Raw genomic sequence first — 16,780 nt, 5'->3', positions numbered from 1 at the left:
GACCCGGACAAGGAGAAGAGCGCCGGGGACGGCGCCGACGGGCCTTCCTGGGACGGTCCCCGGCCCGGCGGCCCCGCGGGGTCGTTACCGCTGGGAGCGAACGCCGGCGGGTCCTACGGCCTCGGGGGGTCACAGTCGATGGACGGGAATCTGGGGCCGGTCCCCATCCCGCGGTCGCCCCGGGCCGGCGGCGCGGACTCCCTGGTGCGGATCGGCCTGTGGGGGGCGCCGCGCTCGGGCAAGACCACCTTCCTGTCGTCGGTGCCGATCGCCGCCATACAGCACGCCCGCCACGGCCGCGGCAACTGGATCATCAGCGGCATGAGCACCGAGGCGAACGCCTTCCTGTCCCGCGGTGTCGACCTGCTCGCCCTGGAACGCGGGTTCCCCGGGCCGTCGGTGGGCGTGGAGCGGATGACGTGGTCGTTCCAGGGAGAGGAGCCGCGGCTGATCGGTGGGCCCCGGGAGGTGGGCTTCGTGCTCGACGTCCACGACGTCAGCGGCGAGTCCTTCCGGCCCGATCACCCCCAGCACCCCGCCATCGTGGACCAACTCGCGGCCGCCCGAGGCCTGGTCTACCTCTTCGACCCGCTGCTCGACGGCGAACGGGCCACCCAGAGCCTGCAGTTCTTCTACGCCACGCTCACCGCGGTCAACTCGCGGGTCCGAGACCAGGGCGGCCTGCTGCGCAACCGGCTGCCCCACCATGTCGCCGTCTGCGTGGCCAAGTTCGACGACCCGGAACTCTTCCGGCCCTCGGTGGAGGCCGGCTGGGTGACGCAGGACGGCATCGGGGCGCGGCTGCCCCGGGTCCCCGAGCACCTGAGCGCCGGCTATTTCGACTGGCTCTGCGACACCTTCCGCGGCTCCACGACCAGACTCGTGCGCGACGCGCTGAACGGCTACTTCCACCCCGACCGGATCAGCTACTACGCCTCCTCGGCCATCGGCTTCCGCCTCAACGAGGCGCAGATCTTCGACTACCGGAACTACGCCCAGATCGAGCTGGTCGACGGACAGCCGCGGATCTCCACCGAACCGCAGCCGATCAACGTGCTGGAGCCGCTGGTCGAGCTGGAGCGCAGGATCAGCGGCGGGCGCCGCTGGAACCGACGGCGGTGACGGCCGTGCGGCGAGCGACCGAACCCTTCATCACGCACTGGGCCGTGCTCGGCAAGCGTCCCGGGGAGGCCATGGGATACGAGGTGCTGGGCGGCAGCCTGCCCTCGGAACGCGCCGGACGCTGGCTGTGGGGCGCGCAGACCGGTACACCGTCCGTGCGCCAACACGCGGGCCCCGGCGAACTGCCCTGGCGGGTCTTCCTCAGCGGGGTGGACGGGGAGGCGTCGGCCGCCTGCGCCATGGTGGAGCACGACTGGGACGGCAGCCTCGACGGGACGGGCGCGCCGATCATCACCTCCCGGCTGCTGCTCCTGGACTGGGCCCAGGCCAGCGGTGCCGGTCTCACCTGGAGCACGCTGGGCGACGCGGCCGACGCCGTGCCCTGGCCGCGGCACCAGCAGAACACCCCGCTCTCGCTGCCTCTGGTCCCCGCCTCCGCCGAGGCGCTCGCCACGGCGGTCACCGACCTGGGCTTCGACTGGGCGGCAACCGTCGCTGCCCTGCTGCTCGGCGGCCACCTGGTCGTCGTCACCCCGGCCGGCCGGCCGCTTCCCCCGCCCGATGAGCGCGTGCGGCTGGTGGACGCCATCGCGGCGCTGCTGCCCTACGGCTGTCGGCGCTGGCTGAGCGCGGCCACCTGGAGCGGTGCGGCGGAGCACCAGCTCACCCTCAGCTTCGCCGAGTCGGCCCGCTCCGCCCAGACCGAGGTCCGCTACGGCGAGGCCGTCCCGGCGTCCCTCGCGGAGGCGGGCGCGGGCCAGTACCTGGGCGAGCTACGCCGCCTGCGCCACAAGGGCTTCTCCACCACCGACCTGGTACGCCACCTCCTGGCAGCCCGGGAACCGCTCAGGTGGCGCGACAGCGCCGGCGCGTTCCGCGCGCTGCGCGAGGTGGACCTGCTCGATTCCGTCGTCGCCGAGGTGAGGGCGGGCGGCGGTCGCGTCGAGGATGTCGGCCGAGCACTCGCCCTGCCCCGCCCTGCCGTGCTCGACCCCGGCCGGGCGAGCGTCCTGCTGCGCTTCCTCTGCCGAGCCGCCACCCCCGGGGCTGCCCCCGCGACCACCGGCGGCGAGGACGGCCGCGCCGCCGAACTGCTGGGCCGGCACTGGCGGGAGGAGCTCCCGCGATGGGTGGCCGCCGATGTCCTCGCCGAGGCCGCCACCACGGCGGACCATGACCGGGCGCTGGCTTGCCTCACCCTGATGCGCACGCTGCGCGGGCCCGGCTCGCCCGCCTTCACCGGGCTGCTGGACGCCCTGCTGGACAGCACCGCGAACGGCGCGCCGGGCGAGCGGCACGACGCCTGGCGCGGCGCGCTCGCCTGGCGGGCCCAGCGGGCCTTCGGCGCCGAGGCGACGAGTGCCGACCGCAGCCTGGTGGAGCACCCCGAGGTCGGCCGCGCCTGGGCCCGGACCGCCCTCGACCACGGCCCCTTCGACCCGGACGCGCTCAGCCGCCTCCTCGTGCAGGCCCAGCACCTGCCGCTGCGGCAGAGCACCGGCTGGCTGCGCTACGCCGCCTACCTCAGCGCGCTGCCGGGCGCGGGCGACCCGTCCCCCGGCGACGCCGAGGACTTCGCGAGGACAGGGGGCGGCCAACGGTGGCGGCAGATCCTCGCGCTTGCGGCGGCCAACCGGCGTCCGGCGGTGCTCCAGAGCCTGTGGCCGATGTTCTGGGAGGTCGCCGTCAGCTCGCAAGGCCAGCTGCTGGCCGTGCAGTTGGCGCAGCTGGACGGCCCGGTCCGAGCGGCCGCGCCACACGGCGACGAGGCCGGCCTCTCGGCCGACCTCGACCTGATCCGGCTCGTCGCCGACCGGCGCCGGGCCGGCGCACCGCTCGCCGCACTGGGGCGCCGTCTGGCGCACCCGGATCCGCTCGACGAGGACTGGACGGACCGCTACGCCCGGGCGCTGGAGCAGCGGCTGGCCCTGCTGCCCGACGAGATCCCGGCCGCCGTGGTCGACGCCCTGCTCGGCGACCGGCCCGACCCAGGGCGGTGGCGGGTGCTGGAGCGGATCCTGGCGCGGCAGGTGCGCACCGAAGCCGCCCTGGTGCGCGCCCTGGCCAGGCGGCTGCAGACAGGTGATCGCCGCTGGCTCACCCCAGCCGTACCGCGTGGTGCCCTGGCCGCCCTCGCCGCGCTGCCCGACCTGCACTGGATCGCTGCCGCCACCACGCTGACCGGCCTGCTGCACGGTGAACCCGACCCGCGGCGGCTGGGCGAGGCACTGGCCACGGCGGCCGGCTCCGGACCCCTGCCCTCGGCGCTGACCGAGGAGGTCCTGCCGGTGCTGGCACGGTGGCCGGCCGCTCAGCTGGACCGCCTGGCCCAGGAGTTGTGGCATCGCTCGCCGCACCTGGCGACGCAGCTCTACCAGCACATCGCCGATCGGACGGACACCGCGCCGCTGCGGGCGGAGCTGGTGCGGTACTCCGAACGGGAACTCCAGCGGCTGGACAGGGCCCTGTGGGCACTGGGATACGGCACCCGGCAACCGAGGACCGGTGGCGGCGGCGCTGCCCCGCCGCCGCCCGGCGCGCGCGACGGCGGGTGGCGAGGCCTGCTGCCCGGGCGACGGGGGAAGGAGCAGTGAGCCTGGCCATCGACATCGGAACGCGCTTCGTGCGGTTCGCCCACCTGGACGCCGCCGGCCGCCCCGGCCTGGCCGATCTGGAGGGCGCCCTCCCCGGGGAGGGCCTGCCGGTGGCACCCGGCCGCGCGGGCCAACTGGTGCTGGCCGAGGGCTGCGCCGCGTTCCTCGCCCGCCACGGCCCGCCGGACGCCGTCGTCCTGCTCTGCCCGCCGGCGCAGTCGGCGGCCTGCTCCCAGGTGATCGTCGAATGCTTCGGGACGGACCCGGGCGCCTTTCCGCCGCCTCGGCTGCTGCGCCCGGCGGTGGCCGTGCTCGCCCTGCTGCGCCACGACGGCGGGGCGCAGCAGGGGACGTGGGCGGTGTGCGAGCTGGGCGCCGCGGCGGTGGAGATCACCGTGTGCTCACTCGCGCCGCACCGCCTGACGGTGCTGCGGACCGTGCGGCGCCGACCGCACGGCGGGTACGGCGCCGCCTTCGACGACGCCGTGACTGACGCCGTGACTGACGCCGCGACTCACGCCGTGACCGACGCCGTGACCGACGCCGGGCCGGGCGGAGCCGACGCGGCCTCACTGGCGGCCCTGGGACAGGCACTCGGGGCCCCAGGAGCCGGCGAGCGCCTCGACCTCTCACTCGCCCGCGCCGAGCTGGACCCGGCCCGGCACGACGACACGCCCGTGCTGTGGCTCCGCGGCCGGGAGGTGCCCGCCGGGATCCTGCGGCGAGCCCTGCTACCACTGCGCGAGGAGCTGCGGCAGGCCCTGGCCGAGGCCACCATCGACGCCCTGCCCACCGTCGTGGTGGGCGGCGCCGCCCGGCTGGCGGCCCTGCGCCGGCAGGCGGGCGGAACGGGCGGGTGCGTCGAGCTGCCCGGTGGGGTCGACCCCGCACTGGCCGCCGTCCTCGGCGCGTCCCTGGTCGCCGCGGGTCGGGTCGACGCCGCGGACCGCTATCCGCACGCACTGGTGATCGGCACCCGACGGGTGCGCCACGGCCGACTGACCTCAGCCGAGCTGACCCTGTGCCCACCCGGTGCCCTGGTCCCCGCGGCGCCTGCGGTCTTCGCCTGCGAGGGCGGGCGGCCGGTCGCCGTGGGCGGCGCCGGCGACGTCCCCCGGGAGGTCGAGGTCTGGGCGCGCGAGGCGGACGGCGGGCGGACCGTAAGGGCCGGCTCGGCTCGGCTGCCCGCGAGCACACCGGATGAGCGATTCCACGTCGGCGTCGCGCTCGCCCTTGACGGCACGGCCCGGCTGGTGCTGCGGCCAGCGGACGGCGGCGCATCCCACGAGTACCCCCTCGGCGAGCTGCCGGGCGACTTTGAGGAAGTGCGGCAGTGAACTTAACCGACCACCGTTTCGACCCGGCCGCGTGGCTCACCCGCGGCTCCCGAACCCGGTCCCTGACCCTGGCGGTCGTGGCCCTGCTCGCCCTGTGCGTGCTGCTCCCGCTGCTCTTCGGCGCCCTGATCGGCTTCCTGCTGCTGCTCCTGCTGCTGGCCGGGCTCGGCTGGCTCGGAGCCAACCGGCCGGCCCTGGACGGGTACCTGCTGGTGGAGCCGGCCTTCGGCGGGAGCCGGCCGGAACGCGTCGTCCTCACCGGCCGAAGCGTCGCGCTGCGTCCACAGGTCGGCGGCGCCGGGCGGGTGTACGGCCGGCGCCGGCTGACCGGCGGCCGGCTGCGCCTTTCCGTCCGCATCCGCTACAGCCCGGATGGTTCGGCCGCGCGGGCCAGCGCGGCGACCTGCGCACCCGGCAGCCGCGTCGTGGTGGGCGGGACGGCCTTCAGCTACCACGGGCCCTCGGCCGGCGCCGCCCCCTCGGGCGGGCTCCGGTGAGCGCGACCGGGCTCCTGGTCAACGTGGCCGCCACGCGTGTGGGCACCCGGGCCCTGGGGCCGGGTCTGCGCTCCGTCCTGTGGGTGCAGGGCTGCCCCTTCACCTGCCCTGGCTGCATGTCGCCGCAGTGGATACCGGACCGGCGAACCCGGCTGGTGACCCCGCGTGAGCTGGCCTCGGAGCTGCTGGGTGACGCGCGGGTGACGGGCCTGACCCTCTCCGGCGGCGAGCCGATGGCGCAGGCGGACGCGCTCGCCGAGATGGTGGCCCACGCCCGGGCCGCGCGCGACCTCTCGGTGCTCTGCTTCACGGGCTACCGCCTGGAGCGGCTGCGCGCGGACCCGCCCAACCCGGGTGTCGCCCGGCTGCTGGCCTGTGTCGACACCCTGGTCGACGGCCTGTACGTCGCCGCGCTGGACGACGGGCGGGGGCTGCGCGGCAGCCGCAACCAGCGGGTGCACCGGCTCAACCCTCGCGCTGAGGAGGCCGGCACCGACTTCGAGGAAGGCCCGCGCAGTGTCGAGATCGCGCTGGAGGGACCGACCGCGCTGCTCGTCGGCGTGCCCCCGCCCGGGCTGCTCACCGCCTTCGACACCGCGGTGGACACGGTCCGGGCCCTGACGGGCGGCAACCCCGGTGGACGCGGTCCGGGCCCTGACGGGCGGCAACCCCGGTGCGACCAAGGACGCAAGAGGGAATGTGACGGAACGGATGGGCAACGATGAGCGGTAGGAAGCGCATCCAGGTGGACGAGTCCGCGTGGTACGGGCTGCTGCGCAGTGCTGAGCAGCTCAGGGAGGTCCGCCGCGACCTTCCCCGGCTCCTGGAGGACGTACGCCGGCAGGCCCAGGTCGACGTGGCGAACGGCTTCGCGGACGTGCGCGACCGGCAGCAGCGCAGCGAGGCGGGCATCCAACGGCTCAGCGAACAGACCCGTGCGCTGGAGGCCGAGACCAACCGGCGCCTGCAGCAGCAGACCGCCGACCTCCAGCGGAAACTGACAGAGGGAGTCGGGGAACTGCGGGCCGAGACGCGGGAGGCGCTGGACGCCCAGCAGCGCGCCATGGCCTCCGCGCTCGCGGCCGAGCGCCACGAACGGATCGCGCAGAGCGCGGGTCTGGCCCAGCAGCTCGGCGAACTGACCCGTGACCGCGCCCGTGCCGAGGAGTTGTCCCGCACCTGGCTCGCGGACGCGGACACGATCACGGCCCTGATCGCCGAGACCCTGCCGCACGAGCGCTACGCACCCGGGGAGTTGGCTGCCGTGCGGACCAGGGTGGCGCAGGCCCGGGAGAATCACGCGCTCTGCCGCTATGACGCGTCGCTGGCCGTCTCCCAAGAGAGCTACCACGCTCTTGGCGAACTCCGGGTCCGGATCGAGCAGGAGGATCTGGCCCGCAGGTCATGGCAGGTGGCCGCGGTGCAGGCCGCGGCACTGGTCGAACGACTGATCGAGGAGAATGCCGAGCGACCCGTGCTCGGGCCCGACCGGCGGGAGATCCCCGGTGCGGTGCTCGACGTCGACTACTGGTCGGGCGGAGGGCTCGAAGAACTGCGCCGGGTCACCGCCCTGGTGCTGGACCGGGCCCGGGACGAGGCCACTTCGGCGCAGGAACTGCGGCTGATCGGCGAGCAGGAGGTGCCGATGCTGGAGGCCCGGCTGAGCGACGCCGTCCAGCGGGCCGCCCTGAGCCAGCTCGCCTCGCAGATCCGGGTCAACCTCGCCGACGAGGTGGCGCACGTGCTGGCCGAGACCGCCTTCTACTCCTTCGAAGACGCCGAGTTCGTCGACGCGGACCAGCGCGGGGGCTTCTTCGCCAGACTCCGCCACGAGAACGGCAGCAAGATCGTCATCGACATCGAGCAGGCCGAACCGGATTCCGGCGCCGTGGTGCTGCGCGTGCTCTCCTTCGACCAGGACACCGAGTCGGAGGCCGACCAGCGCAGCCGTGCCGAGGCGATCCGGTACGCGCTCGCCGAACGCGGCCACCAGGTGCAGGTCCCGGTGGCCGAACTCCCACCCGCACCGGCCTTGGACCCGACGCCGGAGCCGGCCGAGGACCGGTACGACCCGGCGGCCCATCGAAGGCGCGGGGCCCGACGCGACGAGGTCCCCGGTCCGTGAGCACCCCGGCATCGTGGTCGGACCGCTCCGCCTCGCGCGGCGGCGACGAGCAGCGCGGGGAGCGGTTCCGTGGGCTGCGGCTGAGCACTGACGAGCCGTTCACCGTGCTCTACGGTCCGGGCGTGGACGACATCTTCGTCGACCCCGACTACCGGGTGCGCGGGCTTGAGGAGGTGCTGTGGCGGCTGCTGCGCGCCGAGGGCTACCAGCGGATCGTCTACTCCTCGCTGAGCCGGCCGCTCTACTTCCGCGACCCCGAATCCCGGCGGCTCAGCCGGCCCGACGCGGCGGCCCCGGCCGCCGGCCCCGGCCCGCTGATGCGCAATCCGGGCCTGCGCGGCCCGCTGGGACGGCTGCGGCTCGGCGGCGACACCGGCACCCCGCTCCCCGCCCGGGACGTCGCCGCCGGCCAGGCCCCGCCCGCGCGCGCCGTGGCGGACCCGTTCGCGGTGATGACGCATCACGGATACCTGCGGCACCGCGCGGTGCGCAGCGCGGTGGTCTACACCCAGGCCGAGGAGATCCTGCGCCACCACCAGGCGGCGCGGCAACTGGCCGGCGCCCTGGCCGACCAGGCCAGGGACCACCTCAGCGGCAACCGGTGGATCTTCGTCTTCCGGCAGGCGACCCTCGGCGAGGCCGAGCGCCTGGTGGCCGCCCAGGGCGCCTATCCGGCGCTCGCCGGCTTCATCCGGGCCCAGATCGAACAGTCGGCGCTCGGCGGCGCCTTTCGCGTCGACCTCCCGCAGGACGCGGAGCTCGGGCGCCTGATCCAGAGGCTGCGCCTGCAGGAGGGGTTGCGGATCGGCGACTGGCAGGAACTCGAACCGGTGCTGCGCTCCTTCGCCGGCCGCCCGCGCCGGGCCTCCGCCTGGCGCGAGGACCTGCGCGGGCTGATCACCGACGGGACCGCGCTCAGCCGGCGCGCGGTCCTCGACCGCGGCCTGGTCACGTCGGTGACGCCGTACGACGACACCCCTTGGGCGCGGCTCAGGGCCATGCCGGGTCTGGAGCCCATCAAGCGACACCTGCGCGCCCTGCGCGACCGGACCGAGTCCACCCGGGAGCTCGTTGCCCGGGGCGTGACCCCGCGTGACCCCGGGGCCCACCACCTGGTGTTCAGCGGCAACCCCGGGACCGGAAAGACCACCGTTGCCCGCCTGGTGGGTGAGATCTACCGCGACCTCGGCCTGCTGCACCGCGGCCACCTCGTCGAAGCCAAGGCCCCGGACCTCGTCGCCGGATTCGTCGGCCAGACCGCGGAACGGACCAACGCGCTGATCGACCGGGCCCTGGACGGCGTGCTCTTCATCGACGAGGCCCACGGCCTGAGCGACCAGCAGGACGGCTTCGGTGGCGAGGCGATCACCTCACTCGTCCAGCGGATGGAGAACGACCGCGGGCGGCTGGTAGTGGTGGTGGCCGGTTACCCCGCCAAGATGGCGGAATTCCTCGAAGCCGACCAGGGCCTGGCGGACCGGTTCGCGGCCCAGATCCACTTTCCCGACTACGACCCCGAGACGCTCCACGCCATCCTGCTCGGCATGCTGGCCGACCGCGGCCTGCACCCGGACGAGGCCGCGCACCAGCAGCTGCGCGCGGTCCTCGCCGGAATGTACCGGGTCCGCACCGAGAAGTTCGGCAACGCTCGCGCCGTGCGGCTTCTGGCCGAGGCCCTGTCCGGCGCCTGGCAGGGGCGGGTGCGGAAGGAGGTCGACCTGCCACTGCTGCCCGAGGATCTCCCTTCGGAGTACCAGGCCTACCTGCCGCGCCCCGCGCCTGCCGCCGCGGACCTGCTCGCCGAGCTGGACCACCTGGTGGGGCTGCCGAAGGTGCGGGAGTTCCTGACCGGGATGACCGAGCTGCTGGCCTTCCGTCAGGCCCGCGGCCTGGAACTCACCCGGCCGCCGCACCTGCTGTTCCTCGGCCCGCCCGGGACCGGGAAGACCACGGTGGCCCGCCTGGTCGGACGGATCCTCCACGCCCTCGGGCTGCTGCACTCCGACAAGGTGGTCGAGGTGACCCGCGCCGAACTGGTGGGCCAGTACATCGGCGAGACCGCGCAGAAGACCAAGGAGGTCGTCCGCTCCGCCCTGGACGGGGTGCTCTTCATCGACGAGGCCTACAGCCTCGCCGCCGGCCCGGGCCGCCAGGACTACGGCCGGGAGGCGGTCGACACGCTGACCCGGGAGATGATGGAGAACCCCGGGCGGTTGGTGGTGATCGCCGCCGGCTATCCGCACGAGATGCGGGAGTTCCTGGACGCCAACAGCGGCCTGCGTTCCCGCTTCACCCGGACGCTGCACTTCGACCACTACCCGACCGCCGACCTGGTGAAGATCCTGCGCCGTCGGGCCGAGGCGGACCGCTACCTGCTGTCGGCCGAGGCGGCGCAGCGCGCGGCGGCCTGGTTCGACGCCCGGCGGGCGGCACAGCCACGGGACTTCGGTAACGCCCGAGCGGTGGGTGAACTCCTTGAGGCGATGGAGATCCGCCTGGCCCAGCGCCTGGGCCGGTCCGGGTGGCAGGGGCCCGCCACGGAGCCGGTCGGCTTCACGGCGGAGGACGTGCCGCCGCCGTGAAGGCGGGCGCGAGCCCGTCGCGGCCTCCGTCACGGCCTGTGTCACGGCCTGTGTCACGGCCTGTGTCACGGCCTGTGTCACGGCCTGTGTCACGGCCTGTGTCACGGCCTGTGTCGGGGCCTGTGTCGCGTGGCAGCGTCAGTCGACTGTCCAGGACAGTGCCGCGTGCTCCTCGGCGCCCCGCAGGTCGCGCCGGTCCAGGGCCTGGCGCAGCCGGGCGTCCACCTCGCGGAGCCTGGTCTCCACCAAGGTGGCCAGCGCTTCGGCCTCGGCCAGGGCGGACCGCTCGGACGCACCGGCAGTCCCGGTCCTATCGGCAGTCCCGGTCGGATCGGCAGTCCCGGTCGGATCAGGTGATGAGGAGCTGCCGGCCAGTGCCCTGGCCAGTTCCGCGTCGGTCTGCGCGTGCAGGCGCAGCGCGGCGAGCCGCCCGTCGCGCAAGCCCCGCAGGTCGGCAAGCTGCTGCTCGGCCAGGGCCAGCCGCTGCTGTGCGCTGTCGAACGTCCGCTGCTCCGCGGCGAGCGCGGCCTCGGTGCGCTCGGCACGAGCCAGCGCCTGCCGGGTCTGCGGCGCGAGGACCGCCAGTTGCTCCTCGGACAGCTGCAGCAGCCGCTCGGCGCTGATCCGCAGGGCGTCCTCGACGCCCGCGTCCTTGCCGCGAAGGTGCAGCAGCCGCGCGCTGATGGCCGCCTGCTGCTCGCCGAGCCCGTCCAGGGCCCCGACGATCCGCTCCAGCCGGCGAAGCTCGTCGACCTGGCGGCGCAGTTCGGCGTGGTCGGCCAGGCGTCGGCGCAGCTCCTCCTGACGGTCGAGCAGGTTGGTCAAGTCGGCGCGCTCCGCCGCGAGCAGGTCCGCGGCCCGGGCCAGACGGCCCGTCAACTCCGCGACACCGCCCCGCAGGGAGGCGCCGGCGCGGGCGGCATCGAGCAGCCCGGGCACTGCGTCCGCAAGCGTCGCGGCCGCGCTCAACGCGTCGTCCAGTTCATAGACCACCGCCAGGGCCGTCGACCCGCCGGGGCCCGGGTCCAGGGTGCGCAGCTCGGTGCAGACCCGGCTCAATGCCGCCCGCAGGGCCCGCGGCGCGGCCATCGCGCCCTCGGGACCGGCACCCCCGGGACCAGCACCCTCGGGGCCGGCACCCTCCAGGGCGTCCTGGATCTCCCGCCTGAACTCCTCCACGCCACCCCCGAGGCCGGACCGACCCTGTCCCAGTCGGGTGTCATGCTATCGACGCAAAGGTCTCAGCCGGCGCCCGGGCCCGGATATCCTGGCGGTGGCCGATCGGCCGGACACGTCAACCAGGGGGATCTGTGACCGAGTTGCTGCGCTTCCGGGGCCCGCAGGGCAGTTCCCTGGTGGTGGAGGTGGAGGAGGACTCCCCGGGGATCGAGCTGGTCTCCCGCACGAACGAGGGCATCGCCGAGGCGGCGCACCAGCTCGACGAGGCGCTCGCCGCCAGCCGTCCGACCATCGAATCCGTGCTGAGCTCACTGCGGCACCTGAAGCCCGAACAGATCGAGGTCTCCTTCGGCATCAAGCTCAACGCCGAGGCGGGGGTGGTCATCGCCAAGACCGCCGCCGAGGGACACTTCGACGTGACGCTCAGCTGGCGAACCGCCGGGCCGGCGACGGAGGACTGAGTCGTGGCGATCGATCCGGCCCGTCCGCCCTGGCTGGTCGGCATCCGGCCCGCAGGCGCGCCGGCGCCGGAGGGGTGCGGGACGCTGGTCACGGACCGACTCGTACTCACCTGCGCCCATGTGGTCGACCCGGCGAACCCCGCCGAGCCCCCGACCGGGCCGCTGCACGTCCACTTCCCGTTCCTGGCCGAGCACGAGCAGATCCCCGCGTGGGTGGTCCCCGGCGGCTGGCACCCGCGGCAGGGCTGGGCGGGCGACGTCGCGCTGCTGGAGCTGAGTCGCCCTGCGCCGCCCGGAGCCGGCCCGGCACCGCTGTGCCGCACCGACGCCGACCTGTTCGACCACACCTTCCGCTGCTACGGATTCCCCAAGGGCCACGAGTCGGGTGGAGTATCCATCCGCGGCGACATCGTCGGCTACTCCGAGATCGACTGGCTGCAGCTGGAGTCGACGACACCGACCGGCTGGACCACCGAACCCGGCTTCTCCGGCGCTCCGGTGTGGGACAACACGCTGCGTGGCGTGGTCGGCATGGTCGCCGCGCGGCAGAAGCCGGACAGGACCGACCGCCGCGTGGGGTTCGCCAAGTCCCTGGACTCGATCGGTCGGCTCTGGCCCGCTCTCGGCCCGCTGGTCCACGACATCACCGAGCAGGAACAGCGCGAGCAGCTACGCACGTTGTTGGCCTTGCCGCTCACCGCCGCCGGGGAGCTGCCCAGGCTGGACCAGCTCGATCCGCACGACCTCGGGGTCAGCGAGTCCAAGTACACCGCCGCCGGTCACGAACCCTATGTCGCGCGGCCCTCGGCCGACCGGGAGCTGGACGAGGCCCTGGCTGCCGGCGGCTTCGTGCTGGTCACCGGCGGCTCCAAGGCCGGCAAGTCCCGTACCCTGCACGAGCGCCTGAGCCGTGGCCACGGCGAAGCCCGGGTGGTGGTCCCCCGGCGCCACCGGGGTGCCCTGGAGGCCCTGGTCCGGGTCGGCCTGCCGCAGACCTCCGGGCCCGGCGAAGAGGTCGTCATCTGGCTCGACGACCTGCACCACTACCTGCTCTCCGGGGCCTTGGACGCCGGCGTCCTCGACCTTCTGCTGCGGCACGACCCGCCCTGCCTCCTGGTCGCCACCCTCACTCACCGGCACCGGGAGGAGCTGCGAACCCTGGACAACGAGGTCGGCCGCGCCGCCGGTGCGGTGCTGCGCCGGGCCACGGTGGTGACGCTGCCGCGCACGTTGGTCGAGGAGGAGCGCCGGGAGGCCGCGCTGCTCTACCCGCGGGAGGACTTCTCGCAGCGCGGCATCGGCGAGATGCTGGTCGCCGCGCCGGCCCTGGAGTCCCGCTTCGACGCGGGCACCGAGCAGTGCCCCGAGGGCTGGCTGGTGGTCAGGGCCGCCGCCGACTGGGCTCGGATGGGCGCGCTGGCCCTGCTCGACGAGCCGACCCTGCGCGAACTCTTCGACGAGTACCGGCGATGGGCCGCCGAGCTCGACGTGGAGCCGGGCGAGGCGGCGTTCCACGCGGGCGTCGACTGGGCGCGCGACCGCGCGCCGGCCGGGATCGCCCTGCTGGGCAGGACCGCCGACGAGTCCGGACGGCCGGGCCACGACTTCGCGCGGCCGGGCCACGAGTCCGGGCGGGCGGGCCACGAGTCCGGGCGGGCGGGCTACGCGGTCTTTCCCTACATCGCCGAGTACCTGGACGCCGTCGGCGGACCCGCGACGGAGATCCCCGACTTCGCCTGGGCCCGGGCTGCCCGCACGCTCTCCGACGCCGACCTGCTGACGCTCGCCTACGTGGCCGGGGCCCGCGACAAGGAGGACGTCGCCACCGCCCTGCTGACCCGTCTGGTCGAGCAGGGCCAGGAGGAGGACGTGCGCGCCACCGCCGCCCTGCTGCTCGCCCTGGTCCGCATCTACCGGCGGGAGTTCGCCGAGGCCGAGGCGCTGCTGCGCCAGGCAGCGGCAGCGGGACCGGAGAACGTCGCCGAGCTGGCCAAGGCCGAGCTGGCGGATCTCCTCGCCGCGCGCGGGGACTACCCGGCGGCGCGGGAGCTGCTGGAGGCCGCGATCAGCGCACGGGACCCGCACGTCGCCCTGATCGCCCAGGCCGGGCTGGCCGGGGTGCAGTGGCAACTGGGCGAGGTGGAGCAGGCCGAGCGCCTGCTCGCGGCCGTACTGGCGTACGGGGTCTCGGAGGTGGGCCCGCGCGCCACCGAGCGGCTCGGCCGGGTGCTCGCCGGCCAGGGAGGCGCGCCCGTGATCGCCCCGCTCGGCCTGGGCGGACCGGAGCACGGCAAGCAGGCCATGGCGCCGCGGTCGACGGGCGGCGGCGAGCCGGCGGACCAGCCGTGGCTGCTGTCCGAGGTGGTCGGCGCGGCAGCGAGTTCCTCCATTGCCGCCATCGCTCGCACTCGCGTGGTCGGGCTGCTGGTCGGCCAGGGCGAACTCGACCGGGCCGAGGAACTGCTGCGGTCCGTGATCGAGGACGGCGACCCGCTGGCCCGCCCGGTCGCTCAGGCCTCGCTGGGGGAGCTGATGATCGTCCGGGGGCGCCATCAGGCGGCTGCGGACCTGCTGGAGCAGGCCGTCAGCGCCGCCACACCGGTGGCCGTCGACGGGCCCCGGCTCTACCTGGGCGTAGCCCGGCTCCACCTCGACCAGGTGGACGAAGGGCTGGCGCTGGTCCAGCAGGTCGCCGGGGCGGGACACCCGGAGAAGGCGCCCGAGGCGACGGCCCTGCTCGGCTTCTGGTTCGCCAACGCCGGGAGGCACGAGGAAGCCGAACACTGGCTGCGGCTGTCGATGGCGGGTGACCACTCGCGCTGGGCCCGGACAGGTCAGGTCGGGCTCGCCTGTCTGCTGGCCGGCCGGGGCGAGCAGGAGGAGGCGCTCCGGCTGCTGGCAGAGGTGGCCGCGTCGGGTCGAGTCGATCCCGGGCCGTGGGCGGCGCACCTGAAGGGCAACCTGGCGCTGGCGCTGGGGCGGCAGGACGAGGCGGTCCAGGCCTACCGGACCGCGGTCGCGTACGGGCACCGCGAATGGTCCCTGGCCGCCCGGATCAACCTCGCCCTGGTCCTCGCCGAGCAGGAACCCGCCCAGGACGCCTCGCCAGGCGCCGGTTCCGCCCGCTGCGCGGCCTCGCCGCCGCGCGGTGGCGCCGAGGAGGCCGCCGCCCTGCTGGCGGAGGTTGCCCGGGCACCGCACGCCGAACTCGCCCCCCGGGCCGCCGACCTGCTCGGCGACCTCCTGGTGCGCGAGGGACGGCCGGAGGAGGCAGAGGCCGCCTACCGCATGGCGATCGGCTACGGGCACCCGGAATGGGCCCTGGCCGCCCGGATCGACCTGGCCATGCTGCTGGTCAACCTGGAGCGGTCCGACGAGTCCGAGGTGCTGCTGCACGAGCTGATCGCCTCCGGGCACCCGGTGGCGGCCGGCACCGCCACGGCCCTGCTCGGCGTCCTGCTGCTGTACACGGACCGCTGGGAGGAGGGGCGGGCCCACCTGAGGACCGCCGTCGACACTGCGAGGGGACCCGCGCTCCAGCTGGCCCGCTTCCATCTGGCCAAACTGCTGATCGAGCGGGACGAACCGCAGCCGGCCGCCGAACTGCTGCGCGCGGTGGTCGAGGACGAACCCTCGGAGGCGACCGAGGCCGCCCGGGCCACCCTCGCCCTGCTGCTGGTGCGAGGCGGGAAAGCGGACGAGGCCGCCGAACTTCTCGGGGGCGGTGCCGGCTCCGCCAACCCGCAGGACAAGGTGGCGGCCTTCGCCGAGGCCGGCGAGCACCTGTTCGACGCCGGCGAACTCCACGCTGCGGCCGAACTGCTGCAGGCCGCACGGGAGATCCCCGAGGTGGCGCGCGCACCCCGGGTGGCGGCGCTGCTGGGCGTCGCGCGGCGGGCCCTCAACCAGTTCCCCGAGGCGAGGGAGCTGCTGACCGAGGCGCTCGACTCGGAGGAGGAGCCGCTCGAACCGATGGTCCGCCGCTACCTCGGCAGCACCCTCTTCCGGCTGGGCGAGTCCGCGCAGGCGGAACAGGTGCTGCTGCCGCTGGCCCGGGCCGAGTTGGACGGCGGGCACCGGCCGGGGGCACTGCTGCTGCTGGCGCAGGTCCTGGACACCATTCCCGGACGGCAGGGGGAGGCCGGCAACTGGTTCGAGGCGGCGAGCCACTGCGGCGACCCCGAGATCGAGCGCCGCGCCAGCCTCGACCACGCGCTCCAACTCCAGCGGCTGGGCCACCCGGAAAGAGCCCGGGAGATCCTCGCCACGCTGAGCGGAGAGGACACCGACCGTGCTGACGGTACCGATCACGATGACTCCGCCACCCCTGGTGACAGCGCCGACCGCGGTGGCGACCTGCTGGACACAGCCGAACCCACGCCCGCCACAGGCCTGCCGACAGCCGTGCTGCTCCTGCTCGCGGACCTCGCCGACGCCGAAGCCGACCCCGCCGAGGCCGCCTACTGGCGCACCTGCGCCGAAGCGGCTGGCAGTGCCGGGCGGTAGTACTACCCAGCGCTCATCGAGACGGCAGACGACCGTGCGGCCCAGCCTGCCCCGGGTCGGCGGGGACGGGACCGGCGGCACGGTTGACTGTCCCGTTCTGTCCCGTCCCGTTCTGTCCCGTTCTGTTCTGTCCTGCTGGGGGTCCGGGGGAAATGATCTTCAGAGTTGCGGGAACGAACCATCTGCTGGCTGGGTGAAGTCGCAGGTCAGCGGAGTGCGCCGGTTTCCCCATCGACCATGAGCCCACGGGTTCCGGAAAGTGCTGGTTGAGATTCATCTCAACCAGCACTTTTTGCTTTCCCGAATCGTAGGTCAGGATCAGGCCGAGCTGCCGGTAGAACGCGACTCGGCCAGCGGCCTCGACGGTGGCGAGGACG

10 protein-coding genes are annotated in these 16,780 nt (G+C 74.5%); 9 read left to right on the top strand and 1 reads right to left on the bottom strand.

Translation table 11 applies throughout. The features are described 5' to 3' along the window. Positions 1-138 precede the first annotated feature (138 nt). Genes OG455_RS32185 through OG455_RS32155 form a run of 7 tightly spaced genes read left to right on the top strand, consistent with a single transcriptional unit; the run spans position 139 to position 10,257 of the window. Entirely contained in the window at positions 139-1,122 is a 984-nt protein-coding gene (locus tag OG455_RS32185) for a hypothetical protein (RefSeq protein ID WP_266299799.1), read from the top strand. Positions 1,123-1,127: 5 nt separating this feature from the next. Then, positions 1,128-3,716 (top strand): hypothetical protein, encoded by a 2,589-nt coding sequence (locus tag OG455_RS32180; protein WP_266299797.1) that lies wholly within the window; start codon positions 1,128-1,130, stop codon positions 3,714-3,716. After that, entirely contained in the window at positions 3,713-5,053 is a 1,341-nt protein-coding gene (locus OG455_RS32175; protein WP_266299795.1) for a hypothetical protein, read from the top strand. Before OG455_RS32180 ends, OG455_RS32175 begins: the two co-directional genes overlap by 4 nt. Next, complete coding sequence (locus OG455_RS32170) at positions 5,050-5,550, top strand: hypothetical protein (RefSeq protein WP_266299793.1); 501 nt, start codon at positions 5,050-5,052, stop codon at positions 5,548-5,550. The genes OG455_RS32175 and OG455_RS32170 overlap by 4 nt, the downstream gene beginning before the upstream one ends. After that, complete coding sequence (locus OG455_RS32165; RefSeq protein ID WP_266299791.1) at positions 5,547-6,275, top strand: 4Fe-4S single cluster domain-containing protein; 729 nt, start codon at positions 5,547-5,549, stop codon at positions 6,273-6,275. The genes OG455_RS32170 and OG455_RS32165 overlap by 4 nt, the downstream gene beginning before the upstream one ends. Then, positions 6,272-7,675, top strand: coding sequence for a hypothetical protein (locus OG455_RS32160; protein WP_266299789.1), 1,404 nt, complete (start codon positions 6,272-6,274; stop codon positions 7,673-7,675). The genes OG455_RS32165 and OG455_RS32160 overlap by 4 nt, the downstream gene beginning before the upstream one ends. Beyond that, positions 7,672-10,257: an AAA family ATPase gene (locus OG455_RS32155; protein ID WP_266299787.1), complete on the top strand. Its 2,586-nt coding sequence runs from the start codon at positions 7,672-7,674 to the stop codon at positions 10,255-10,257. The genes OG455_RS32160 and OG455_RS32155 overlap by 4 nt, the downstream gene beginning before the upstream one ends. 138 nt (positions 10,258-10,395) lie before the next feature. Here the strand turns inward: OG455_RS32155 and OG455_RS32150 are convergent, their stop codons facing one another. Continuing rightward, positions 10,396-11,436 (bottom strand): hypothetical protein, encoded by a 1,041-nt coding sequence (locus OG455_RS32150; protein ID WP_266299785.1) that lies wholly within the window; start codon positions 11,434-11,436, stop codon positions 10,396-10,398. 131 nt (positions 11,437-11,567) lie between these two features. Between OG455_RS32150 and OG455_RS32145 the strand changes: the two genes are divergently transcribed. Both OG455_RS32145 and OG455_RS32140 read left to right on the top strand, forming a co-directional pair. Next, complete coding sequence (locus OG455_RS32145; RefSeq protein ID WP_266299783.1) at positions 11,568-11,897, top strand: CU044_2847 family protein; 330 nt, start codon at positions 11,568-11,570, stop codon at positions 11,895-11,897. A gap of 3 nt (positions 11,898-11,900) precedes the next feature. Beyond that, the gene (locus OG455_RS32140) at positions 11,901-16,403 is read left to right on the top strand and encodes a tetratricopeptide repeat protein (RefSeq protein WP_266299781.1); all 4,503 of its coding nucleotides are present in this window, start codon (positions 11,901-11,903) and stop codon (positions 16,401-16,403) included. Positions 16,404-16,780 lie beyond the last annotated feature (377 nt).

The organism is Kitasatospora sp. NBC_01287 (genome assembly GCF_026340565.1).
Classification (GTDB): domain Bacteria; phylum Actinomycetota; class Actinomycetes; order Streptomycetales; family Streptomycetaceae; genus Kitasatospora.
Note: the sequence above shows the minus strand (reverse complement) of the source record. Positions and strands in the feature narration are given on the sequence as shown.